22 protein-coding genes and 1 tRNA gene are annotated in these 19,931 nt (G+C 65.1%); 5 read left to right on the top strand and 18 right to left on the bottom strand.

Features of this window, described 5'->3' with window-relative positions:
* Window positions 1–74: 74 nt before the first annotated feature.
* Complete coding sequence (locus tag V5F59_RS24440; RefSeq protein ID WP_393979016.1) at window positions 75–1,940, bottom strand: aminopeptidase P family protein; 1,866 nt, start codon at window positions 1,938–1,940, stop codon at window positions 75–77.
* Between the two features lie 129 nt (window positions 1,941–2,069).
* Between V5F59_RS24440 and V5F59_RS24435 the strand changes: the two genes are divergently transcribed.
* A tRNA-Gly gene (locus V5F59_RS24435) sits at window positions 2,070–2,144 on the top strand.
* An 84-nt stretch (window positions 2,145–2,228) separates the two neighbouring features.
* Here the strand turns inward: V5F59_RS24435 and V5F59_RS24430 are convergent.
* From V5F59_RS24430 to V5F59_RS24410, 5 genes are all read right to left on the bottom strand, one after another.
* On the bottom strand, window positions 2,229–3,440 hold the full coding sequence (locus tag V5F59_RS24430) for a site-specific integrase (protein ID WP_393979014.1): 1,212 nt from the start codon (window positions 3,438–3,440) through the stop codon (window positions 2,229–2,231).
* 266 nt (window positions 3,441–3,706) lie between these two features.
* Window positions 3,707–3,877 carry a hypothetical protein gene (locus tag V5F59_RS24425; protein WP_393979012.1) on the bottom strand — a complete coding sequence of 57 codons (171 nt, stop codon included), beginning with the start codon at window positions 3,875–3,877 and terminating at the stop codon, window positions 3,707–3,709.
* Window positions 3,878–3,879: 2 nt separating this feature from the next.
* Window positions 3,880–4,071, bottom strand: a complete 192-nt coding sequence (locus V5F59_RS24420) for a helix-turn-helix domain-containing protein (RefSeq protein WP_393979010.1) — start codon at window positions 4,069–4,071, stop codon at window positions 3,880–3,882.
* A 79-nt stretch (window positions 4,072–4,150) separates the two neighbouring features.
* Window positions 4,151–4,615, bottom strand: a complete 465-nt coding sequence (locus V5F59_RS24415; RefSeq protein WP_393979008.1) for a hypothetical protein — start codon at window positions 4,613–4,615, stop codon at window positions 4,151–4,153.
* Window positions 4,616–4,797: 182 nt separating this feature from the next.
* Entirely contained in the window at window positions 4,798–5,265 is a 468-nt protein-coding gene (locus V5F59_RS24410; protein ID WP_393979006.1) for a hypothetical protein, read from the bottom strand.
* Window positions 5,266–5,590: 325 nt separating this feature from the next.
* Between V5F59_RS24410 and V5F59_RS24405 the strand changes: the two genes are divergently transcribed.
* Window positions 5,591–7,057 (top strand): ATP-binding protein, encoded by a 1,467-nt coding sequence (locus V5F59_RS24405; RefSeq protein ID WP_393979004.1) that lies wholly within the window; start codon window positions 5,591–5,593, stop codon window positions 7,055–7,057.
* Between the two features lie 534 nt (window positions 7,058–7,591).
* Here the strand turns inward: V5F59_RS24405 and V5F59_RS24400 are convergent.
* The 12 genes from V5F59_RS24400 to V5F59_RS24345 all read right to left on the bottom strand — a co-directional run bounded on the left by V5F59_RS24400 (window position 7,592) and on the right by V5F59_RS24345 (window position 18,062).
* Complete coding sequence (locus tag V5F59_RS24400; RefSeq protein ID WP_393979002.1) at window positions 7,592–7,819, bottom strand: hypothetical protein; 228 nt, start codon at window positions 7,817–7,819, stop codon at window positions 7,592–7,594.
* A gap of 2 nt (window positions 7,820–7,821) precedes the next feature.
* Window positions 7,822–10,167, bottom strand: a complete 2,346-nt coding sequence (locus V5F59_RS24395) for a hypothetical protein (protein ID WP_393979000.1) — start codon at window positions 10,165–10,167, stop codon at window positions 7,822–7,824.
* A gap of 84 nt (window positions 10,168–10,251) precedes the next feature.
* Complete coding sequence (locus V5F59_RS24390; RefSeq protein WP_393978998.1) at window positions 10,252–11,865, bottom strand: terminase large subunit; 1,614 nt, start codon at window positions 11,863–11,865, stop codon at window positions 10,252–10,254.
* Window positions 11,862–12,290: a phage terminase small subunit P27 family gene (locus V5F59_RS24385; RefSeq protein ID WP_393978996.1), complete on the bottom strand. Its 429-nt coding sequence runs from the start codon at window positions 12,288–12,290 to the stop codon at window positions 11,862–11,864. Before V5F59_RS24385 ends, V5F59_RS24390 begins: the two co-directional genes overlap by 4 nt.
* 11 nt (window positions 12,291–12,301) lie before the next feature.
* Entirely contained in the window at window positions 12,302–12,610 is a 309-nt protein-coding gene (locus V5F59_RS24380) for a head-tail connector protein (RefSeq protein WP_393978994.1), read from the bottom strand.
* Entirely contained in the window at window positions 12,607–12,942 is a 336-nt protein-coding gene (locus tag V5F59_RS24375; RefSeq protein ID WP_393978992.1) for an HNH endonuclease signature motif containing protein, read from the bottom strand. Before V5F59_RS24375 ends, V5F59_RS24380 begins: the two co-directional genes overlap by 4 nt.
* A gap of 199 nt (window positions 12,943–13,141) precedes the next feature.
* Window positions 13,142–13,528: a hypothetical protein gene (locus V5F59_RS24370; RefSeq protein ID WP_393978990.1), complete on the bottom strand. Its 387-nt coding sequence runs from the start codon at window positions 13,526–13,528 to the stop codon at window positions 13,142–13,144.
* 29 nt (window positions 13,529–13,557) lie between these two features.
* The gene (locus V5F59_RS24365) at window positions 13,558–14,094 is read right to left on the bottom strand and encodes a hypothetical protein (RefSeq protein WP_393978988.1); all 537 of its coding nucleotides are present in this window, start codon (window positions 14,092–14,094) and stop codon (window positions 13,558–13,560) included.
* Between the two features lie 12 nt (window positions 14,095–14,106).
* Window positions 14,107–15,291, bottom strand: coding sequence for a phage major capsid protein (locus V5F59_RS24360; protein ID WP_393978986.1), 1,185 nt, complete (start codon window positions 15,289–15,291; stop codon window positions 14,107–14,109).
* Window positions 15,292–15,294: 3 nt separating this feature from the next.
* Window positions 15,295–15,798: an HK97 family phage prohead protease gene (locus tag V5F59_RS24355; RefSeq protein WP_393978984.1), complete on the bottom strand. Its 504-nt coding sequence runs from the start codon at window positions 15,796–15,798 to the stop codon at window positions 15,295–15,297.
* On the bottom strand, window positions 15,798–17,003 hold the full coding sequence (locus tag V5F59_RS24350) for a phage portal protein (protein ID WP_393978982.1): 1,206 nt from the start codon (window positions 17,001–17,003) through the stop codon (window positions 15,798–15,800). Before V5F59_RS24350 ends, V5F59_RS24355 begins: the two co-directional genes overlap by 1 nt.
* A 285-nt stretch (window positions 17,004–17,288) precedes the next feature.
* Window positions 17,289–18,062: a helix-turn-helix domain-containing protein gene (locus tag V5F59_RS24345; RefSeq protein WP_393978980.1), complete on the bottom strand. Its 774-nt coding sequence runs from the start codon at window positions 18,060–18,062 to the stop codon at window positions 17,289–17,291.
* 201 nt (window positions 18,063–18,263) lie between these two features.
* On the opposite strand from V5F59_RS24345, the gene V5F59_RS24340 reads away from it, so the two are divergent.
* From V5F59_RS24340 to V5F59_RS24330, 3 genes are all read left to right on the top strand, one after another.
* The gene (locus V5F59_RS24340; protein ID WP_393978978.1) at window positions 18,264–18,440 is read left to right on the top strand and encodes a hypothetical protein; all 177 of its coding nucleotides are present in this window, start codon (window positions 18,264–18,266) and stop codon (window positions 18,438–18,440) included.
* A gap of 510 nt (window positions 18,441–18,950) precedes the next feature.
* A complete protein-coding gene (locus V5F59_RS24335) occupies window positions 18,951–19,199 on the top strand; it encodes a hypothetical protein (RefSeq protein ID WP_393978976.1) in 249 nt (82 codons plus the stop codon).
* A 216-nt stretch (window positions 19,200–19,415) separates the two neighbouring features.
* Window positions 19,416–19,901, top strand: coding sequence for a hypothetical protein (locus V5F59_RS24330; protein WP_393978974.1), 486 nt, complete (start codon window positions 19,416–19,418; stop codon window positions 19,899–19,901).
* The last annotated feature ends 30 nt before the right edge of the window (window positions 19,902–19,931 follow it).

The following is a 19,931-nucleotide window of genomic DNA, read 5'->3' as shown; positions in this document are numbered from 1 at the left end:
TGTCGCTGCTCGGAGCCGGCCGGGATGGAAGCGGCCCGACCGCAACCGGACGTCCTTCCAGCCGCCGGCGCCCCTCAGAGCGGGGCGGTGGCCGCCAGCAGCCAGTTGCGCTCAGCGGCATCGAGGTCACCGGCGAGCGCGGCTGCCACCGTGGCGTGATAGGCATCCACCTGCGCCCGCTCGGCACCGTCCAGAAGGGACAGGTCGATGAGCCGGCGGTCGTAGGGAACGAGGGTCAGCGTCGCAAAGCCGAGGCAGGGCTTCTCCGCGCCTTCCACCTCCCGCCGCTCCACCAGGATCAGGTTCTCGATGCGGATGCCGTAGGCGCCCGTGCGGTAGAAGCCCGGCTCGTTGGAGAGGATCATGCCCTCCCCCAGCGCCACGTGGCCCAGCTGGGAGATGCGCGCCGGCCCCTCGTGCACGGAAAGGCCCGCGCCCACCCCGTGGCCGGTGCCGTGGTCGAAATCCAGCCCCGCCGCCCACAGATGCTGCCGCGCCAGGGGATCGAGCTGGGCGCCGTTGATGCCCTGCGGAAACACCGCGCGGGTGAGGGCGAGATGCCCCTTCAGCACCAGCGTGTAGTGCCGGCGCATCTCCTCGCTCGGGCGGCCCACGGCGAGCGTGCGGGTGATGTCGGTGGTGCCGTCCGGATATTGCGCGCCGGAATCGAGCAGGAACAGCTCGCCGGGATGTATGGTCCGGTTGGTGGAGCGGGTGACGCGGTAATGCACGATGGCGCCGTTCTCCCCCGCCCCGGCGATGGTGGGGAAGGACACGTCGGTGAGCTGTCCCGTGCCGCGCCGGAAGGTCTCCAGGGCCTCCACCGCGTCGATCTCGGTGAGCCGGCCGGAAGGCGCCTCCCGGTCGAACCAGGCGAGGAAGCGGGCGAGGGCCACGCCGTCGCGCACATGGGCGGCACGCATGCCGGCGATCTCCGCCGGATTCTTGTGGGCCTTGAGGAGGGCGATGGGGTCCGCGCCCTTGTCCACCGTGCCGCCGGCCGCCTCGATCACCCCGGCGAGGCGCACCGGCGCGGTCGCCTGGTCGAGCCGCACCTTCCGGCCCTTGGCGAAGGCGCCGAGCATGCGGTCCAGGTCGGAGACGCCGTGCAGCCGCGCATGGCCGGCAAGGGCCGCGCGCACCTCGTGGGACAGCTTGGTGTGCTCCACGAACAGGTCGGGCACCCCCTCCGCCGGCACGATGCACCAGGCGAGCGGCAGGGGCGTATGGGCCACGTCCGCCCCGCGCATGTTGAACAGCCAGGCGGCGCCGTGGGGATCGGAGACGAGCGCGCCGTCGAGCTTGTCCGCGGTCAGCTTCTCCTGCACCTGCCGGAGCTTCGCCGCCGTGTCCTCCCCCGCCACCGCGAGGTCGAGCAGCCGGATGGGCGCCTTGGGCGGCGGCGGCCGGTCCGGCCAGATGGCGGCGACGGGGTCGGCCTCCAGCGGCGCGAGGATGCCGCCCGCCGTAGCCACCGCCTGGGCCAGCTTCTCGCGGCCGTCCAGCGTCGTGCGCCAGGGATCGTAGCCCAGGCGCGCCCCACGGGGCAGGTGCGCCTCGATCCACTTGTCCGGCCGCAACTGGGAGAGCGGCACCACGGTGAAGGCGCCCGTGTCCACCTGGGCCGGCGCCTGGAGGGTGTAGCGCCCGTCCACGAACAGGGCGGCCTGCGTGGGCAGGACCACCAGCGTGCCGGCCGAGCCGGTGAAGCCGGTGAGGAAGGCGAGGCGCTCCTCGCAGGGCGGCACATATTCGTTCTGGTGCGCGTCGGCGCGCGGCACCACGTAGGCGTCGCACCCGTGCCGGGCGAGCTCCGCCCGGAGCGCGGCAAGCCGCCCGGGCCCGGCGGCACCATCGGCGAGATCGTCGAAGGTCTGGAAGATCGCCTTGAAGGAGCCGATGGCCTTGTGATGAACGGGAGTCGTGTCGTGAACGGTCATGGGCGCATGCTGCATGAAAGGTATAGTCGCCCCGACCTTAGGAGCCTCGGCCCGCCCCCGCAACGCGGTGGGGAATTCGCGCGAACGCCCTTGAGCGCGGCAAGCCGTCCGATTATGGTCGGCGCCTGCGCGGGCGTAGTTCAGTGGTAGAACGACAGCTTCCCAAGCTGTATGTCGTGGGTTCGATTCCCATCGCCCGCTCCAGTTTTGCGAACAGTGACAAGAGCTTGTCGGCCTACCGTTGAGCTACACGTTCCTCGCGTTCCTCGCCGCGTTCCTCGGTTTCGTTTACGACTTGTTCCGGTGGGCCTTGCGCAGTTCGGCGACCTTACGGCTTTTCCCGATGGTTCCGCGCACGTAGCGAACGGTTGTGGAAGCCTGCGAATGACCCGCAGCAGAGCGGATGGCGTCGAGATCAGCCCCGGCGTCATCCGCTTCGGAGATCCCTCCCGCCCGAGCATCCATGTTCCAAACCGAATCAGGAATGCCTGCTGCCCGTGCGACCAGGCGCCATTCGCGGGCATAGGCATGCTCCGCGTAAGGGCGCCCTGCCGTCTCATCCACAATCAGCGGACCGATACGCCGGTCAGCGGGAACGCGGGCCAGCAGATCCATGACAAGAGGGCACAGGGTTAGGTCGTGCGCCACCTCTGAACCAGTCTTCGTCGTGACCTTCATCACCACGAAAGCATCGGAAATATCGGCCCAGGTGAGCCCCCGGACCCAGCGCCGCGCACCCAGCACGATGCCGCCTGCCGATTCGGCAACTGGGATGGGCTCCCATTCTCCGATCACGTCGCGCTGACGCATCGTCGTCTCGAACTGAAGAGCCGTCCCTAGCGCGAGCGACTGGCGCCCTGCATCCAGTGCCTTCGCGATGAAGGCCTCAACGTGATGGGACTCGAGCTTCTGCCGCCGGCGGCCCGGCTGCTTGAAGCGAGCCTTTTCCAAAATAGTCAGGAGCCGACCACACTCCTGCAACTCAGCCGTGACACCATAGGCGAACATGCGGCGCATCATGGAGATGATGCCATGCGCCTTGCGCACGCGCTCGCTTCCGCCGGGCGCTTTCGGCTTCTTGGCCTCGTCGTACCACCGGCGAAAGTCGGAGATGCCGAGCGCGGCCAGAGATCGCTTGCCGAACGCCTTTTCAATCACGCCTAGCACCTGGTCATAGGTGCGCTGCGTGTTCCACTTCACCTCGCGGTACGGGCTCGCCATGTCCGTCTGATATTGGCGCACGAGGCTCGCAATGGTGCCGTCGAAGGCGGAGCGCGTCTCCCTGCGGCCTGCGGTCCATTCCAGCGCTTCGGCCTCCAGCCGCTTGCAGGCTGCCTCTATGAGCGGGTGCTGGGCGGGGTCGTGTGCGCTGAAATGCAGGCGCACGATGCGATTGGGGAAGCCGGCCGCCAAGGCGGACTTCGGGGCAGCCCAATAGAGTCGCTCTGTTCCGTCACGGTTTTTCCGGCGCTTCAATCCAGGGGCATTAACAGAGGGCATTGAGGTTCTCCTCGCCATCGGGGTGGAACGGCTGGAGATTAGAGAGGCCATAGCGCCGGTGAAACCACATGCGGACGGCGGGCCAATATCGGCCGCCCATGACCGGATCGATACGGGGGAGCCCATCACGCTCGAGAACCAGCGCCTTCGCTGGCCAGTCCCGTGGGTCCTGGCTCAACCGGCGCGCGATCTCCTCCTCACAAGGGAAGTCGCCTTCATTCCGAAACGTCGAAGACGGGCGGCGTGACACGACATCAATCCCCTCTTCAGAGCTCGGGCAAAGGAACTCGGGCATCTGCGGCCACGATGGAGATCTTCGCGGGCTCGATCTCGATCCGCAGCACCTTCACGCCGGCGGCGGTCGCGGCCTTGATGGCACGGCTCACGTCGGCGTGCGTGAACAGCAGCTGCGGCGGTGGGGAAGAGCGTGGCGGCATGGTCAGCCCTTGCCTTTCAGCTTTTCCAGTGCGCGGCGGTCCACCTGCAGCGGACTGGTGCGCCCGCTGCAGCCGCTCTTGGTGGCGGGCAGGATGCCCTTCTGTATCCACCGCGTGACCGTGCGCGTGGACACTTTCAACTCGTGGGCGATCTGCTTCGATGTGCGGAGGAGCTGAGAATCGCGCGTCATCATCCGGCCCTAACTCGACAAGGCGGCGCATGACGCCATCGACAACTTGGAAAACTCAGTCATGCGCTTTCCTTGCTAGTGCTTAGTCGTTCTCGCCGATGATCGAGCGCTCTTCCTCAGTGTAGTGCGCGATAAGTTCGCGAACCTTGCTGATTCGGAAGGTTGTGACCTTACGAATATCGACGCCGTTAAAGACGAAGGTGTCCCATTCGGAAGGTGAAGGCACACTGTCTGCAGAGATGGCCGAAGCTACGCCGGTGTAGCTTTCGACGTACGAAATGGCCGGGGCCTCCGGGGCGTGGCGGGCAGCATTGGCGACGCTGCACGCGATGCGACCTGCACGCGATGCATCCATGCCGTCATCCATCAGTTCGCGGAAGAGCCATAGGGCGATCATATCGTCAGGGTCGAAGAGGCGTGCGCGCCCCGGAACGGTCTCCGGAGCGCAATTGAAGCGGCCGGCGGCGATGTGTTCGTTGAGCCGATCCCGGTCAATGCTGGCGACGCGGGCAGCTGCCTTGGTGGTGAGTTTCGGTAAAGCGCTCATGTCTAAAACCTCAGGTTATAAACAATAGGTATCATGCGCTCTGGTTTGTAGCAAGAGCTTTTCTCGCCGACGCTGATATGACCCTCCGCGACGAATTTTCTCCGCCGCTTGTCCACACCCTGTGGAAGTCCGCTCACACGCGGCCCCGTACCGTCCCTCATCGTCGGTGCACATGAGCGGGATTAGGCCCTCTTCTCCCCCTCAAAATACGCCAGAGCAGCTGCCACCAATGGCGACACGATGCCGATTGCGCCTTCACGTAGTAATTCATCCTGCGCAAGGCGCAGCGCCTCGATGGCGGCACTTCTAGTGCGCGCGGGAGGGGCATTCTCCTCCAACGTGAGGAACGGACCTTCCCAAGTTTCCATCGCCCGCTGCCCGGTACGTTCATCGTCATGCAGGCGAACTGACGGGTCCGCATCGAAGGCGACAAGCCCGGTGCGGTACGCCTTGATCAGGTCTATTAACGGATCCACCGGGGCAGCTTCTGCCTTCGGCAAGATAACGACGGGCACTACCAGGGCAGCGATGGCGGCGCCGGCGCAGCCGGCCGTGAGCACGTCACGGCGAGATGTGATGCAATCGGCCGGCATCGACGGGATGATGTCAGGCAAAGCGATGGCGTTTGCCGACGCGGGGGTACGAGGCATTGTGTTGCTCCAATGAACACGGTAGGGTGTTTACCCTGTGAACATGCCAAAGGGTGTTTACCGTGTCAACAGCCATCACGCCCGCGCAATGTCGGATGGCGCGAGCCGCCCTGCAGATTGGGGTGCGTGACCTAGCGAAACTCGCCGGTGTTGCAGCCATGACCGTCACTCGATTTGAGAACGGACATTCGAGCGGGGCGCCGGAAACTATTGCCGCAATCCGTGCAGCGCTCGAAGCCGCTGGCGTGATTTTCGTCGCGGAGAATGGGGAGGGGCCAGGGGTGAGGCTGAGGAAGGGAACATCAAAATCAGGCAATAGCGAACAATGACTGACCAAGCGAAAACAATCCCAGAACGGCAGATTGCGCTAATTGATGAGCTAAGATCCCTCGGTAGCGAAACGAGCTGGGTCGAGTTCAAAGAAAATAATGTTGATGCAGAGACTATCGGAAAGACGATATCTGCAATCGCGAACGGTGCTAGGCTGGCCGATCACCATTTCGGCTATTTGGTATGGGGCATTCGCGATGACGACCGCGCCATCGTTGGCACAACATTTGAGCCATCAAAGGAAAAAAAGGGTGCTCAACTTTTGACGTTTTGGCTAAATCAAAAACTGGACCCTCCGCCCCATCTAGACTTTCAAGTCATACCTCATCCGCATGGCCGAGTCGTTTTGGTCGAAATCCCGGCAGCCACGTCGTCGCCTGTGACCTTCGATCGAGCAGCCTATATTCGGATCGGAAGCGCGACGACGGCACTGTCCGGGCATCGCCAAACGGAGCGTGCGTTATGGGCCAAACTTCAGCCCTACGCTTGGGAAGCGACGGTGGCCCTTCAGTTTTTGGACGAAAATGAAGTCTTAAATATTTTTGACTATCCTCGTTATTTTGAACTTACGCAAACACCCCTGCCAGACAATCGAAAAGGGATATTTGAGAAACTGAATGCGGACAGATTGATTGCGCAAGACGTGGGAGGCCGCTGGAATATTCTTAACTTGGGTGCCATTCTTTTTGCAAAGAGGCTGGATCGTTTTGAACGCCTTTCCCGGAAGGCAGTTCGCGTTATCGAATATGAGGGCAGCGACCGCACGAAGACACGCAGGAGGCATGAAGGCGTGCGCGGATATGCGAGCGGGTTTGAAGGCCTAATTACGTTTATAAACGGCCTTCTACCTGAGAATGAACACATAGGTCAGGCATTCAGAGAAGAGCAGCGTGTTTATCCAGAGATAGCAATAAGAGAGCTCGTGGCAAATGCACTTATTCATCAAGACATGACGGTAACAGGCGCTGGGCCGATGATAGAAATATTTGTCGACCGCATTGAGATCACAAACCCCGGCGTCCCTTTGAATGACCCAGCCCGTCTTATCGATCTGCCCCCGCGCTCACGAAACGAAAAGCTTGCATCACTGATGCGACGGATGAGGATTTGCGAAGAGCAGGGCAGCGGCCTTGACAAGGTCATCGCATCTGTCGAGCTATTTCAGTTGCCAGCCCCGGATTTTAGGGCCGAGGCCGATAACACCAAAGTGGTGCTGTTCGCCCCGCGCGCCTTTGCAAACATGACTTCGGCAGAACGCGCGCGGGCAGCATACCAACATGCGGTATTGAGATTCATCACGGGCGAGCGCCTTACGAACGCCTCCCTACGATCTAGGTTTGGCATCGAGGATCAGAATGCCGCGCAAGTCTCTCGCATATTGCGCGAGGCGACACGCCTCAATCTGATCAAGTTAGCGGACCCAAGCAGCCCTAGAGCGGGATATCTGCCCTTTTGGGCCTAATTGATCCTGTTTTGATCGAAACGGACGATGCGCGCGCAAGCGGCTCGCGAGTAGGCGATATGTCAAGGGGTTAGCTATGGACAGGCATACGATTCGCTCTTGATCCACATTTGATCGGGAGGCATTTCGGCGCCCTTAGGCTGCAACTAATTGCTCTGTTGAAGGTTTCTGTGCGCGGTTCCGATTCGGTGGTCATTTGCTTAGGCCAAGAAGGAGGTAAAAAATGCATGCAACGGGGAGGCTGAAACCATCATTTTTCATGGAAGGTCGTCCTTAATGCCCCCTGAATCCAAACGCGCCCGGCGCCGACGCGACCTCGCCCGCATGAAGGCAAAGGCCCGCTACGTCTATCCCGAAATCCCCCAGGCGCCCAAATGGGCAGACCACCTCGCGGTGTGCTCATGCTGGATGTGCGGCCACCGCCGACGCATGGAAGGCCCAACGATGCAGGAGAAAAGGTGGCTGGCCGGGCCAGCTGACTGAGGCCGGGCACCAGGGTGTTTCACTGGCTGTTCCACGTGGAACGCCGCCACCTCATATCATTCCCCTTCGTCGTTTCTCTTCCTTCTGTCCGGCCCTGAAGCCGGCGATGATCGCGTTGACTGTCTCCTGCGCCGCCGCGCCTTCGGCTCGCTCCAGCACGATAATGCCGGTTAAGATGAGGTGCTCAGCAAGCCGCTGTGGATCGACGCCAATGGCAAGCGCAAAATTGGCGAAGCCTGCCACGTCTACGCCGATTCCCTCTTCCTTGGTCGCTGTCATGCTCACCCCTTTCGATTGAGCGTCGGCCGCACGCCGTAACGGCGCATGGGGTCATCGGCACCGCCGCCGGCAAGATGCTTGTTCACGGCCCGGCCCACGAGGATATCGAGGCTCACCCCGCCACCGGCCGTGCGCCGGGGTTGGGCCTGCACGTCCGCCCCAACCTCGTTGAAGACGTTCACCGCCAGCCCGCCCATCAGCGCTCCGGCCATGCCGCCGCCCACCGCCCCGCCCTCGGCGAAGTGCGGGATACGTCCGGAGTTGAGGGCCGCCAGCAGCGGCGCAAACTTCTTCGCCTGCTTGGCATTCACCACGAACTCGCCATCCGAAAGCATCGCCGGAATGCTGTCCGAGGTGCTGGTGCCGGCACCAGCGATGAAGCCGCCACTGGCTGCCTTGACGTAGTTCGATCCGGTCGTGCTCCCTACCGTTCCGCCCTCCGAGAGCCCAGACGTCCAGATCATCTTGAACAACTGGTCCAAGAGCTTCTGCTGCACCATGTCGAGGATGCGGTTCATCAGGTTTTTGAGGGCGTCTGAGAAGGAGTCTGCCGCGCTCTTTCCATTCTCCAAGCCGGACCGAAGGTCGCTGAAGAAGCTGCCGACCATCCCCTTGATCTCGTTCAGCTGCTCTTGTGCATCCTTCGTCTTCTCGATCTGCGCCGTCACCTCGCCGTACTTGCGGGCAAGATCTTCCAGCTGCGCCTTCTGTTGCGGCGTGAGCTTGATGTTGGCCTGCCGCGCCTGCGCCTCGGCCTCCATCATGAAGGTATATTCAGCCGCTGCCTGGACAGTCATCGTCAAGGCGTTACGTTCCACCTCGAGGGACCGCACCCGCTCCTGTGAGGACTTCATGATCTCGTCGCCCTTGCCCAGCAAGGCAAAGTCTGCGGACTTTGGGGGCGCCGTGCTCTCGCCCTCGCGGCGCTTGGCCTCCAGCTCATCAAGGCGCTTCTGCGCCTCTTCTACCCGCTTCAGGTTGGCCTCGGCGGCGGCCGCCATCTCGCCGGTGTTGTCGGCAGGCGCCTTGGCGCCGTACTTTCCGGCCCACCCCCCAAGATTCTGACGTGCGGCCACTGCCTTCGAATACTCATACTCCGCCTGCGCATCCGCAAGGGCCTTCTTGGCATTCTCGACATGCTGGTCAGCCAACGCCTTCAGTGTCGCTTCGGCGCCGGGAACCTTACCCTTCACATCCGCGATGGCCTTGTCGAGGTCGGCCACGGCCTGCTTGTGGCCTTCCGCCGTCACCTTCGCCTGATCCTGCCGCATGGCCAGGAGCGCAATGCCCCCCACCAGTGCCGCGATGGCGATGCCGGCGGGACCACCGAGCAGCCCCAGCGCCGCCGACAATCCTGCGCCGGCCAGCGCGGCGACGCGTTGCGCGGCCGCCACGGCGAGGATCGTGGCATTGAGGCGCGTCATCTGCACGCCAGCAGCGACGACGCCGGCTGCGGCTGACGCCAAGCTGGCAGTGAGCGGACCAAGGCGGGCACCCAAGGCCAAAGCCCCCAAGGCCGTAGCGACTGCGAGGATTTCGCCCTTGTAGGTTTCCATTGCAGATGCGGCCTGCAGCACCCCGCTCTTGAGCCCGATCTCGATCCGCGCAGCCAACTCGTCAAAGTGCTTCGTGATGGCCGCCGCCTGCTTTCCCACGTCATCAGAGAGCACAAGCCCAAGTTCCCTTGCCCGCTGGCGCGCCCGGGAGATGGAGCCCACACCCTGCTCCATGAAGCGCACGAACTGCTCACCGCCAGTACCGCCGAAGATCTCATCCGCGATGCGGATTTGCGCGGCCTTGTTGAAGCCCTTCATCTTATCGATGATCTCTTCAAACAGGGCGGCAGGGTCGGTGAGCTTCTTCTTGAGGTCGGCGACTGAGTATCCGAGGCGCTTGAACGCCTCCTCGCCCGATCCTGCGCCCGTGCGGATAAACTCGTCCGCCCGGAGGTTCATCTCCTTGAGCCCGTCGGTGAGGGCGTCAACACCCACTCGGCTTTGCTGGGCGGCGTACTTCAGTTCCTGAAACGGCTCGAATGCGACTCCCGCCTTCTGCGCTTCCCCGGCGAGGTCCGCGACCGACCCCGCAACACCCCTGACGGTGGAGACAATCCCCGCGAGGCCTCCAGCGCCGAGAATGCCAACGCCGCCAAGGCTGGCGAACAGAGCTTCGGCAGACTGGCCCGCTGCGGCAAAGGTGGCCTTCATCGCTGCGGCGTTGGACTGCGCGCGCTTTTCGATGGCGCTGAAGCGCTGGTTCGCGGTGCGCTGTGCCTTCTCGAAATTCTTCTCAAAGTCGCGGATGCGCGCCTCAAGGGCGACGACAAGGCGTTCATCTCCTGCGGACAAGGTCAAACCTCCGCTGTTTCAGGACCGACGCCCGCAGCGCGGCCGTTGTTTTCCAAAGGTGAGCTGAGCGCAGGTCCCTTGGCATCAAAGCACCATGAGTTCCGGCGACCACTCGTCGCTCTCATAGATCGACCCGCCGCCGTCGCCCGCCGCCGCCCGCGCCACCGCCATGGCGCCGGCCACGGCGCCATCGATGCGGTCGCGGCTCTTGCCCTTATGGAACATGCGGTTGCCGGCCGGGTCCGTGTGGACCGCGATGTTCTCGAAATTCCAGCGCAGCACCGGATGCGCGCCATGGATGAAGCGCCGTCCGACGACGGCGCGCTCCAACTCCTTCACCGCCGGCGCCATCGTGACCCAGCCCTGCCGCATCTCCACCGCCGGGAAGCCCTCCTCGAGGAGGGTGTTCAGCGTGTTGCGGGCGAGGTGTGGATCGAAGGCGATCTCCTGCACCCGGAAGCGGGCGCACAGGTCGCGGATGGTGTCTTCCACGAAACGGAAGTCCACCACGTTGCCGGGCGTCGGGGTGATGAAGCCGCGCTCCGCCCACAGGGGATAGGGCACGCCGTCCCGCTCCGCCCGGGTCCGCAGGTTGTCCTCGGGGCAGAAGAACCAGGGATGGACGATGTAGCCATCTTCCCCGTCCCGCCAGGCCGCGACGATGCAGGTGAGGTCGCCATTCGAGGACAGATCGACACCGAGCCAGCAGGGTTCCCCCTCGAGGGCGTCGAGGTCCACGGGGGCGGAGCCCTCGTCGTACACGTCCATATCCACGAAGGGGTCGGCGGAATGGTCCAGCCAGACGTTGAGGTTGAGCTGGCGGAAGGCCTCGCGGTCGCCGGGCCGGCGCTCGCCCTCGCGGGCCAGCTGGCGCAGGCCTTCGATATCCGGATAGCCATGGGCGAGGCCGGGGTTGACCCGGCGCCAGACTGCTTCGTCGCGCCAGTCCTCTTCCTTCGCGGTCTCGAAAAGGATCGGCAGAATGGACGGATCATCGACCGCGCCGCGGGCCACCCTGCGGGCGTCCTCGACAATGTCGTGAGCAATGTTCTCCTGCCCCCGGCCGGCCGTGGTGGCGACGATGAGGAGCGAGCCGGGCGTCTTCACCAGGCCGGACTTCAGCACATCCCACAGGTCGCGCTTCTTCCACGCGTGCAGTTCGTCGGCAATGACGAACACAGGGGTGCGGCCGTGCTGCGTTCCTGCATCGCAGCTGATCGCCTCGTAGAAGCTGCGGCGGCGGGTGTTGACGATCCGGTTCTTGTATTCCTGCGCCGCGGTGATCTGCTTGATGGGCGGCACCACGCCGATGATGCCCAGCGCTTCGTCCAGGGCGATGCGGGCCTGCTTTCGATCCGAAGCGGCGGAGATGACTTCGCCGCCATTCACCCGTTCGGGGCCATAGGTATGCAGCAGCGCCAGGGCGGCGCAGAGCGAGGTCTTGCGGTTGCCGCGCGGCAGCAGCAGCACGACTGTCTTCACGATGCGCGTGCCGTCCGGACGGCAGGGGCCATAGATGCGCCGCACCACTCGCTCCTGCCAGGGATCGAGCTGGAACACCGAGCGTGCCGCCCGGCTCTTTGGATGACGCAAGGCCTTCAGCCAGCTCACCGCCGCCTCGCCCCGGCCGAACGGGTCGGGGATCTCCGATCCGTCGTAGATCCACGCGGGGAAGGTGGTGGGGATGGGAACCGTCACAGGGGTTGCCCCCCGAACAGGCCGAACAGGCCGGACTCGTCACCGCCGCCACCGCCGGACTTGATACCCGGCCTGCCGCGGCTCGCGGGCGTCAGGCCGAGCTCGGCCGCCATCTGGCGCGCCTGGTTCATCCCGTCAGATCGGATGGCTCCGGCCGGATGCCGCTTCGGGCCGCTCGGCCCGGTAAACGTCAGGCCCTCCTTCGCGAGAATACGGCTCGCCTCCGCCACTTGACCAATGGCGATGCAGTAATTGGCGAAGACTGCAAGGTCGGCTACGGACAGGGTACGGCGCTCATTGAAGAGGATCGGCAGCACGCGCAGCCACTCGGCCCGCGCGTCGTCGTCCAACCATTCCGGCGGCGCCGGCATCTCGTCGGGCGGCAGATCGTCGGGGGGCTCGATTGCGGACTTGGTGCCACGCATGGCCCGGCTCCTCAAAACGCGCGCAGCCGGTGCGGGTCGATGAGGTCAAAGAACCCCATGGGCACCTCACTGACGCGGCCTTCGGACTGTGCCGCCTCGCGGTTCTCGAAGAGGTGGGCGGCGTACATCTTCATCGCGTGCGTGATCGCCGGCGGAATGCTATCCGCGAAATCATCGAGAGGACCGCACCAGCCTTCCACATAGCCGCGCGCCGCCTCGAGCATCGAGGTCAGGTCGTCGTCGTAGTCCGTTTCGTCGCTCGTCAGGCGCACGTGGGCTCTCATCTCGGCGAGGGAGACGATGGACAGGGTGTCGGTCACGGCGTGGCCCTCCTCTCCTGAGACTGCTTCCAGCGGTCGTGGCAAATGCGGCAGAGCGGCTGCCAGTTGGAGCGCGACCAGAAGAGCTTCATGTCGCCCTTGTGCGGCACCACGTGATCCACCACCGTCGCCGGCGCAGGACAGCGCTGACACCTGGGGTGCGTTTTCAGATAGGCCGCCCGCTCCGTATCCCATTTGGAATCGTATCCGCGCTCCCGTGCCGTGGGCCGCCGCGCGTCGGCCTCCGCCTTGCGCCGCCGCTCACAAGGGCAGCGCTCGCCAGAGGCGACGCGCAGGCCGCAACCGCAGATCCGAGGGGCACGAACGGGCATGTCTCGACTCCGGAATGATGGGAGGGGCCTCAACACGAGACCCCTCCCGGTGAGCCCTTGGCGCGCGAAGGGGGCACCGGTGCTCGCGACCTTGCCTGCCTTGACCCCTCTTTGCTCCGGCAGGCCGGTGGGCGCCGGGGAGGCTGGCTTTCCGCTATTGGGCCGGCCGCTACTGGCCCGCATCAAGGAGGCGCCTCGATCAGGAGACCGGCCGCCCCGCTGCCGTGCCCCGGATGAGGACCGCCCCAGCCGCGATGGAGGTGCCGCTGTTCTTGGTGATCACCAGGCGCACGTAGCGCTTGCGTCCGATGTACCCCACCCGGGTAACCGTGTTCTCGGCAAGGCTCGCCGGGAAGGCCCCACGCAGGTCCGCCGTCCCCACGTCCGCGAAATCGCCGGACGTCGTGGTGTCGCTCTCCTGCACCTTCGCGGTGAAGTTTCCGGCTCCGGCAATGGCGCCGGTGTTCACCACCATCACGGCACTGTCGAAGCCCAGAAGATCGACGGCGCCGCCGGCGACGGTCGCGGCCTGGACCGCGGGAGCGACAAGCTGCACTGGTGAGATGTTGCTGCCAAGATCACGCATGTCGATTGCTCTCCAAGTCTTGTCGCCGGCTAGACGGCCGGGCGCTGTGTCGGGTGCCCCTTCAGCAGGACGGCGCCGGCCGCGACGTAAAAGGGAGTTTTCACCATGGTGACGAGCCGGTACTTTCGCCGCGTCACCACAATGTTGAATTGATACGTTGCATTTGGACCCAGAAACCTGAACCCTTTCCAAGCCCTCAGGAAAGGGAATGGAATTCTTAAGTCGTAGCAATCCGCCCAGATCCCTGATCCAGGGGAAAACTCTTCATATTGAAGGCGAATTCCGAACCCGAACTCGCTCGACTTATAGACTTGAGGATCTGCGGGCGGAGGGAAGCTTGCCCCGACATCCACGATCACAGAGGCGCTACTGAACCCATACAGATCCAATTCGGGACCGGGGGTGACAATCCCGTACAGATCCTCCCCGGTGGACTGATCAATTTTATTGTCCCACCTGGTTTCACTATTCACATAGTAGCTGCCAGGAGACAGGGAGGCGCCGGAATAATAGACGGCCGGCGCGAGCGCCTGCACCACTGCGAAGCCGGTCTTTGGATCACGCACGGCCGTCTCTCCTCAGCTCACTGCCATCTTGAGCTTGCGCAGCGCCTTCGGCTGCACCACGCCCGCGCCGACGCGGCGGGTCGCGTGGATGCGCGTCACGCCATCCGTGGCCCGGATGTACGGGTTCACGAGGATGGACAGGGCCACGCGGTCCACGATGCGATAGCCGGTGGCGAAGTCCCCGAACACGATGGGGAAGGCGTCGGCTGCCACGTCCGGCATGTCCACCGCCTCCACCACCGGGCGGCCGAGGATCGTCTCCGGCGTGTCGGCGGCATAGGCGGGTTGCCACAGGTAGTTCCCCTGCCCATCCTTGAGCTTGCGGATGGTGGTGAGGGTGCTGCCGTTCATCAGCCAGGTGCCGCGCTGGCGGTAGGCCGCCGGCAAGGCATACATGAGCGTGATCAGCGCATCGCTGCCCAGCGCGGTGGCATGGCCGTTCGCCGTGTAGGCAAGGCTGGGATCCGTGAGCAGGCCCGTGGGCTCCAGCACACCGTTGCCTTCCACGAAGGCGGCACCCTCCTTCTGACCGAAGTCCTCGGCGAGAGCGAGGCGCACCTCGGATTCCGCCATGCCGGCGCTGTCGGCGAGCAGCTGGTTCGAGATGTCGACGAAGGTGTTCACCTCGCGGATCGGGATTTCGAGCTGGCCGAAGCCGGGCTCGGACGCCTCGGAGGTCTGGAGCTCGCCCTTCCACTTGGCGTTGGTGATGCCGGTGCGCTTGGGATAGGTCACCGAGGGCGAGCCCGTGGTGCGCACGCTGGCGAGGGTGCGGATGGGCGAATACTCGGTGAGGTCACGGATGAATTCCGCGCTCAGCTCGGTGGGCGCCAGATAGCCGCCCTGCGGATCGCTCGATACGACGAGGGTCTTCAGCTCGTCAGCCGGCGCAGCAGCGCCCAGGCGCAGATAGGTGCCGAAGGCCTTGCGCTCGAGCGTGGGCTCGTCGCCCTTGCGCTCGGTGCCGGCCGGGCGGTTCAGCTTCGCCTCGATCTTGTCCAGGCGTTCGCCGAGCTTGTCGAGGCCCTTGGTTTCAGGCTCCTGCTTGTCGGGCTTGCCGCCGGCCTCCAGCTTCTCGATGCGGCCGATCACCTCGCCCTTGAAGGTGTCGAGGGCCGCCGTGACGACGGCGACGGAATCGTCTTCCTCGCCCTTGCGCTCGATGACGCCCAGCGGCGCCGCAGTGTCCTGAAGCATGGTTCACCTCTTCCTGATCGCCGAAGCGGCGCGATGGAGAGCCCCGGCGATGGCAAGCGCCGCCGCGGCGGATTTGGCGCTGGTCACCCGGGCGCCGGGATGCATGGGGATGGAGACGATGGAGCACTCGACCAACTCGAGCGCCTTGATGGTCCGGCCTCCGCCCTTGCGCGGTTCGGCCTTCTTCGTGACGAAGCCGATGGAGAGGCCTCCAGCCGCGCCGGACTTCACCAAGGCGCGCACCTCGCGGGCACGGGCGACTTCCTCCACCAGGAGCCGCCCTTTGAGGCGAAGGCCGTCCGCCGCCTCCGCCGCCTCGGTCCACACGCCCACGGGGTCGCTGGGGTCGTGACCAAAGAGCATGGGCAGCGGCGTGCGCATGCCGGCGAAGGCGCCCTTCTCGATCACGTCGCCCACGCGGTCGGGCGTACCGAAGGGCCAGGCGAGGCCCTCGATGGCGCCGCCATCATCCGCAACGATCTTCGTCTCGAGGAAGAGCCGTTCCATCAGGCGCCCTCGTTCGGCTGCGGCGCCGCGGCGCCGGGCTGGCTGCTGCCGGTGTTGGGGTTCGCGAAGGTGTCGCCGCCGTCATAGGGCGGCAGGCCTTCCCAGGCGCGGGCCTCATTGGGGTTGAGGACGCGGGCCGAGATGAGCGAGCTGTAGGCCGTGGCGCGCTCGCCGAGGTCGGCCCGGGTGAGGTCGTCGCGCTCGAAATGCACCCGGTGCGTGGGGTACTCGTCGGAGCTGAACAACGCGAGCCGGAGCGCGCCTTCAAGGGCGCGCAGCCACGGCTCCAGCGTGTACGTCAGGAACTCGCGGCCCATCTGTTCACTGTTGGACCAGGTGGCGCGCGCCAGATCGAAGAGCATCTGCGGCGGCACGCGGAAGGCGCGGGCGATCTGGAGGATCTGGAAGCCGGTCAGCTCCATGAACTGGCCGTCCACCGATGTCATGGTGAGCGGTGCGTAAGAGGCGTCGTCATCGACGATTGCGGTGCCGCCGGATTTGTTGCCTCCGTGGGCGAGCTGCCACGCCTCGCGGATCCGCTTGATCGTGTCGGGCGTGGCCTTGTTCTTCAGGGACAGGAGGCCGCTCGGACGCGCCCCGTTGCCGAAGAGCCGCCCAGCATGGGCGTCAAGCGTGAGGGCAAGGCCGATGCTCTCCCGCGCCAGCGACACCGGCGAGCGGCCGAAGGGGCTGCGCAGGTGGATCACGTCTGCCGGGGCCAGCTCCCGGGTGCCGAGGCGATAGGTGTAGGCACCAGTGCCCAGCCCATCCCGGTCGGCGGAAATGAACCCCGGATCGTAGCGGATGATCTCCACCGGCCGCCCATCCACCCGGTTCACCCAGGCGAGCCCGCCGGCATCGTAGAGCAACGCCTGCGCCACCAGGTCCCGCAGGAACTCGAAGCCGCTGGTCCAATCGTTCACGCGGTCGCGCAGGAGGCCCGCAACGGGATGGTCCGGCGCCTCCGATACGGCCGCTCCGTCGCGGCGCATCACCTTCACGTCGAGGGTCGCCACCGCCTCGGAGATGGCCCGGACTGCGCAGGCCACCGCCGGCACCGTGAGCGCGCTCGTCGGCCCGACGCTCACACCCGCCGCCGTGGGCGCCGACGCACCGAAGAGCGCCAGCAGCTCGGCGTCAGGCGCCGCCAGCGACTTGCGCTGAGGCGCCAGGAAGGAAGCGATGCGAGCGAAGGGGTTCTTCATCCTCTATTTGATGCGCCCACGCGCCCGCCGTCACTATCCCCCTGCTTCGGACATCTTCGGACACCTGAGCGCCCCGCGTCCGGCTCGGTCACGCCTCTGACACAACGCTTAGCTCATTGATCTATCAACAAAAAACACCATATGGCCCCCATCACGCGCGATGGACCCCCACCGGTCCCCAGGCCACGGCGGCAAGTCGGCGACCACCCCGGGGGTGGCATGCCAGGGCGGACCGCAGCTCGAGGCGTAGCGCGGGGCTGAGGGACCAACGGCGAGGCGGAGGTGTTAGAGGGCGGTGTACGCACCTCGGGGCCGCCCAGCCGCGGCGGCTGCGCCCTCCGCTCGCGCCGGTCGCTGGGTGTCGACGCGCCAGTCAGGCTTCAGCCCTCTTTCTTGAAGGACTTCTTCTGCCTGTACGTTCTTCGTGGGGTTCACATTTCTGTCTGCAGAAAACGTTTTGAACCCTGTCGGCTTGTGCGCAGCAGGACCGCGCTTGATCCACGTCCGCCACTCGGGAGAGACGATATCGATCAGGTTCGATAGGTTCTTCTGACCAGTCCGAGGGCGGAATGTAACACGCACCAAGCCGAGCCTCCGTGCCTCGCGCACCGCGTTCTGCACGGTGGTGCGCGAGCATCCCGCCAGGGCTGCCAGATGATCGATGGTCAGGTCACACACGCCATGGTGCTTCACCTCCCCGGCGATCACCACCAAGGCGGCACGCTCAGCCTCTGTGAACAACTCGCGTACCGAGCTAGGCAGGTCGCCTGCAAGGGTGCGCCGGCGCGCCCGAGAGCGTGCCCTGTCAGGAGAGCACTGCCGACGCCGGGGCGCGAACCGCCCGAGCACGCGTGGCGGACGCGGGGCTTTCGGCGCACGGGGCGCCCCACGGCGGGCGTTGATCCGCTCCTGCAGCGCCTCCACCTCGTCGCCGGAAAGCCGGCCGAAGCTGGCATAAAGGTCCCGCATGACGGCATCCAGCGCGTCGCGCGACGAGGCCGCATCGATTCGGTGCACGAATGATGCGGCGACGCCGCCGAGGGCCGGCGCGGCGCTCATCGCCCACCTGCCGCGGCATGCGCCGAGAGGTGGTCAGCGGCCTCACGCAGGGAGGGAAAGGAGCCGAGCCGCTTGCCCTTGGGAGATCCTGCTATGAAGCCATCCGACTTACGGCCGCCAATCTTGCCGAGGCATCGGGTACCGTCATATAGAGCAAGATCGACTGTTTCGCGTGAGTTGCGATCAGGCCGATGAGGACACTTGGAAGTCTTCGCCATTGTCTTCCCTTTCGGGAAGCGGCGAGGAACCTCGGAAAGTCAGATCAACGGCCTGCTGGATTTTCCCAAGCTGTATGTCGTGGGTTCGATTCCCATCGCCCGCTCCAATCTCCTTTCTGCTCATCGAGATTTGCGTGCCAGCACCCGTGTCGGGAGCTGAGGCAGCCTCGTGCAGCCGCTGGCGCGCGGGGATGATCCCTTCCTGACGCAGCCGGGAGGGAGGCGCGTCGCGCACCCGCCGCGCCCTGCGGACGGGGCTCGCCTTGACACGGTTTCCCTTCATCCGCCGAGCGGCCCCCAAGCGATGGGGGCCGGGCGCCTGCGGCCATGCCCGCCGCAGCATGGGCGGGCATACCGCGAACCTCCGTAGAATCCCTTAGGCCTCAAGGCCTCGCGCGACCTCCTGCGACGGCCTGCCGCAGGCCGCCTCCGGCGCCGCCGCCCATTCTTTGATCGTGATCAAGGAATGGGCTTCCCTCCGTTCCTACCGTCGTTTCGTTGACGGGGCCTGCGGGCGCGTCCTGCCGGCGAGGGGGTTTCGCCACAGCGGCGTGCGGGGGCTCGGCATCAGGCCGAAAGGTGCGCGTTCCCTTGTGTTTTCGGGGAGCGGAGCCGCACCCGCAGATTCCTCAGCGCGATTTTCATGATCTCTTCCAGAGGAGACGATGTGATGAGTGCCCTTGCCAAGCGCGTTGAGCTGCCGATCGAAGAAGCCCCGGCCCAGAAGGTCGACGACGTGATCGTCCACGTCCGCTTCAGCCCCAACGGCGACATCTTCACCATCGATCGCCTGCCCGAGGGCGTCAGCCCCAAGGCCTGGTACGAGAAGCTCTACCTGAACGCCACGCCCTATTACCGCACCTTCTCCAATGGCCGCGGCTTTTTCCGCATTCCCGCCGAGGTCTTCGCGGCGCTCTGATCTTCCTTTATCCGCAGTCCTTCTGAAGACCGGCGCCGGCCCTGCCGCGCCGGTCTTTCCGTGCATGCCAGTCCTTGTTACCTCCGCGGATCACAAACGCGTCGTCCCGCTTTCGCTTCCCCGTGCAAAGGTGTTGATATCGAACAAGGACACCGTGCTGCACCCGTCGAGACTGGACGCCACGTCCTCGGGAATCAGGGGAAAAGGGAGATGGCCATGCCGGCAACAGAAACCGACGCTCACGCCAAGCTGGGGGACGAAAGCTTCATGAGCGCGGATGATCTGCGCTCCTATATGCAGGAGATCGAGCAGGCCAAGCTCTCCAAGGAGATTTCGGCCATGGACCGCGCCGACAAGGCGCGCGACGAGATGGTGAAGACCCTGAGCCAGCCGGTGGACCTCACGCCCGAGCGGCTGCGCGAGATCGCCACCAACCTGCAGACCAAGATGCGCCTCGCCGCCCAGCGGGGCGAGACCGAGATCATGGTGATGCGCTTCCCCAACGCTTTGTGCACGGACAAGGGCCGCGCCATCAACAATGCCGAGGACGGCTGGCCGGACACCCTGACAGGCCGCCCGCGGCAAGCCTTCGAGCTGTGGCGCGACCACCTGCGCGCCGGCCACTACAAGCTCAAGGCCATGATCATCGACTGGCCGAACGGCATGCCCGGCGACGTGGGCTTCTTCCTGAGCTGGGCCTGATCCCGCGCCAGCCTCGCGCGGTCGGGCATG

The organism is Xanthobacter nonsaccharivorans, from assembly GCF_043194755.2.
GTDB classification, from domain to species: Bacteria; Pseudomonadota; Alphaproteobacteria; order Rhizobiales; family Xanthobacteraceae; genus Xanthobacter; species Xanthobacter autotrophicus_G.
The sequence above is the reverse complement of the archived record's forward strand: the minus strand, read 5'-3'. Positions and strand labels throughout refer to the sequence as shown.

What these genes read in the sequence shown, in the direction of transcription:
- V5F59_RS24440 (WP_393979016.1), bottom strand. Translation starts at nt 1,940, where the DNA reads ATGACCGTTCACGACACGACTCCCGTTCATCACAAGGCCATCGGCTCC.
- V5F59_RS24430 (WP_393979014.1), bottom strand. Translation starts at nt 3,440, where the DNA reads ATGCCCTCTGTTAATGCCCCTGGATTGAAGCGCCGGAAAAACCGTGAC.
- V5F59_RS24425 (WP_393979012.1), bottom strand. Translation starts at nt 3,877, where the DNA reads ATGCCGCCACGCTCTTCCCCACCGCCGCAGCTGCTGTTCACGCACGCC.
- V5F59_RS24420 (WP_393979010.1), bottom strand. Translation starts at nt 4,071, where the DNA reads ATGATGACGCGCGATTCTCAGCTCCTCCGCACATCGAAGCAGATCGCC.
- V5F59_RS24415 (WP_393979008.1), bottom strand. Translation starts at nt 4,615, where the DNA reads ATGAGCGCTTTACCGAAACTCACCACCAAGGCAGCTGCCCGCGTCGCC.
- V5F59_RS24410 (WP_393979006.1), bottom strand. Translation starts at nt 5,265, where the DNA reads ATGCCTCGTACCCCCGCGTCGGCAAACGCCATCGCTTTGCCTGACATC.
- V5F59_RS24405 (WP_393979004.1), top strand. Translation starts at nt 5,591, where the DNA reads ATGACTGACCAAGCGAAAACAATCCCAGAACGGCAGATTGCGCTAATT.
- V5F59_RS24400 (WP_393979002.1), bottom strand. Translation starts at nt 7,819, where the DNA reads ATGACAGCGACCAAGGAAGAGGGAATCGGCGTAGACGTGGCAGGCTTC.
- V5F59_RS24385 (WP_393978996.1), bottom strand. Translation starts at nt 12,290, where the DNA reads ATGCGTGGCACCAAGTCCGCAATCGAGCCCCCCGACGATCTGCCGCCC.
- V5F59_RS24375 (WP_393978992.1), bottom strand. Translation starts at nt 12,942, where the DNA reads ATGCCCGTTCGTGCCCCTCGGATCTGCGGTTGCGGCCTGCGCGTCGCC.
- V5F59_RS24370 (WP_393978990.1), bottom strand. Translation starts at nt 13,528, where the DNA reads ATGCGTGATCTTGGCAGCAACATCTCACCAGTGCAGCTTGTCGCTCCC.
- V5F59_RS24360 (WP_393978986.1), bottom strand. Translation starts at nt 15,291, where the DNA reads ATGCTTCAGGACACTGCGGCGCCGCTGGGCGTCATCGAGCGCAAGGGC.
- V5F59_RS24355 (WP_393978984.1), bottom strand. Translation starts at nt 15,798, where the DNA reads ATGGAACGGCTCTTCCTCGAGACGAAGATCGTTGCGGATGATGGCGGC.
- V5F59_RS24350 (WP_393978982.1), bottom strand. Translation starts at nt 17,003, where the DNA reads ATGAAGAACCCCTTCGCTCGCATCGCTTCCTTCCTGGCGCCTCAGCGC.
- V5F59_RS24345 (WP_393978980.1), bottom strand. Translation starts at nt 18,062, where the DNA reads ATGAGCGCCGCGCCGGCCCTCGGCGGCGTCGCCGCATCATTCGTGCAC.
- V5F59_RS24335 (WP_393978976.1), top strand. Translation starts at nt 18,951, where the DNA reads ATGAGTGCCCTTGCCAAGCGCGTTGAGCTGCCGATCGAAGAAGCCCCG.
- V5F59_RS24330 (WP_393978974.1), top strand. Translation starts at nt 19,416, where the DNA reads ATGCCGGCAACAGAAACCGACGCTCACGCCAAGCTGGGGGACGAAAGC.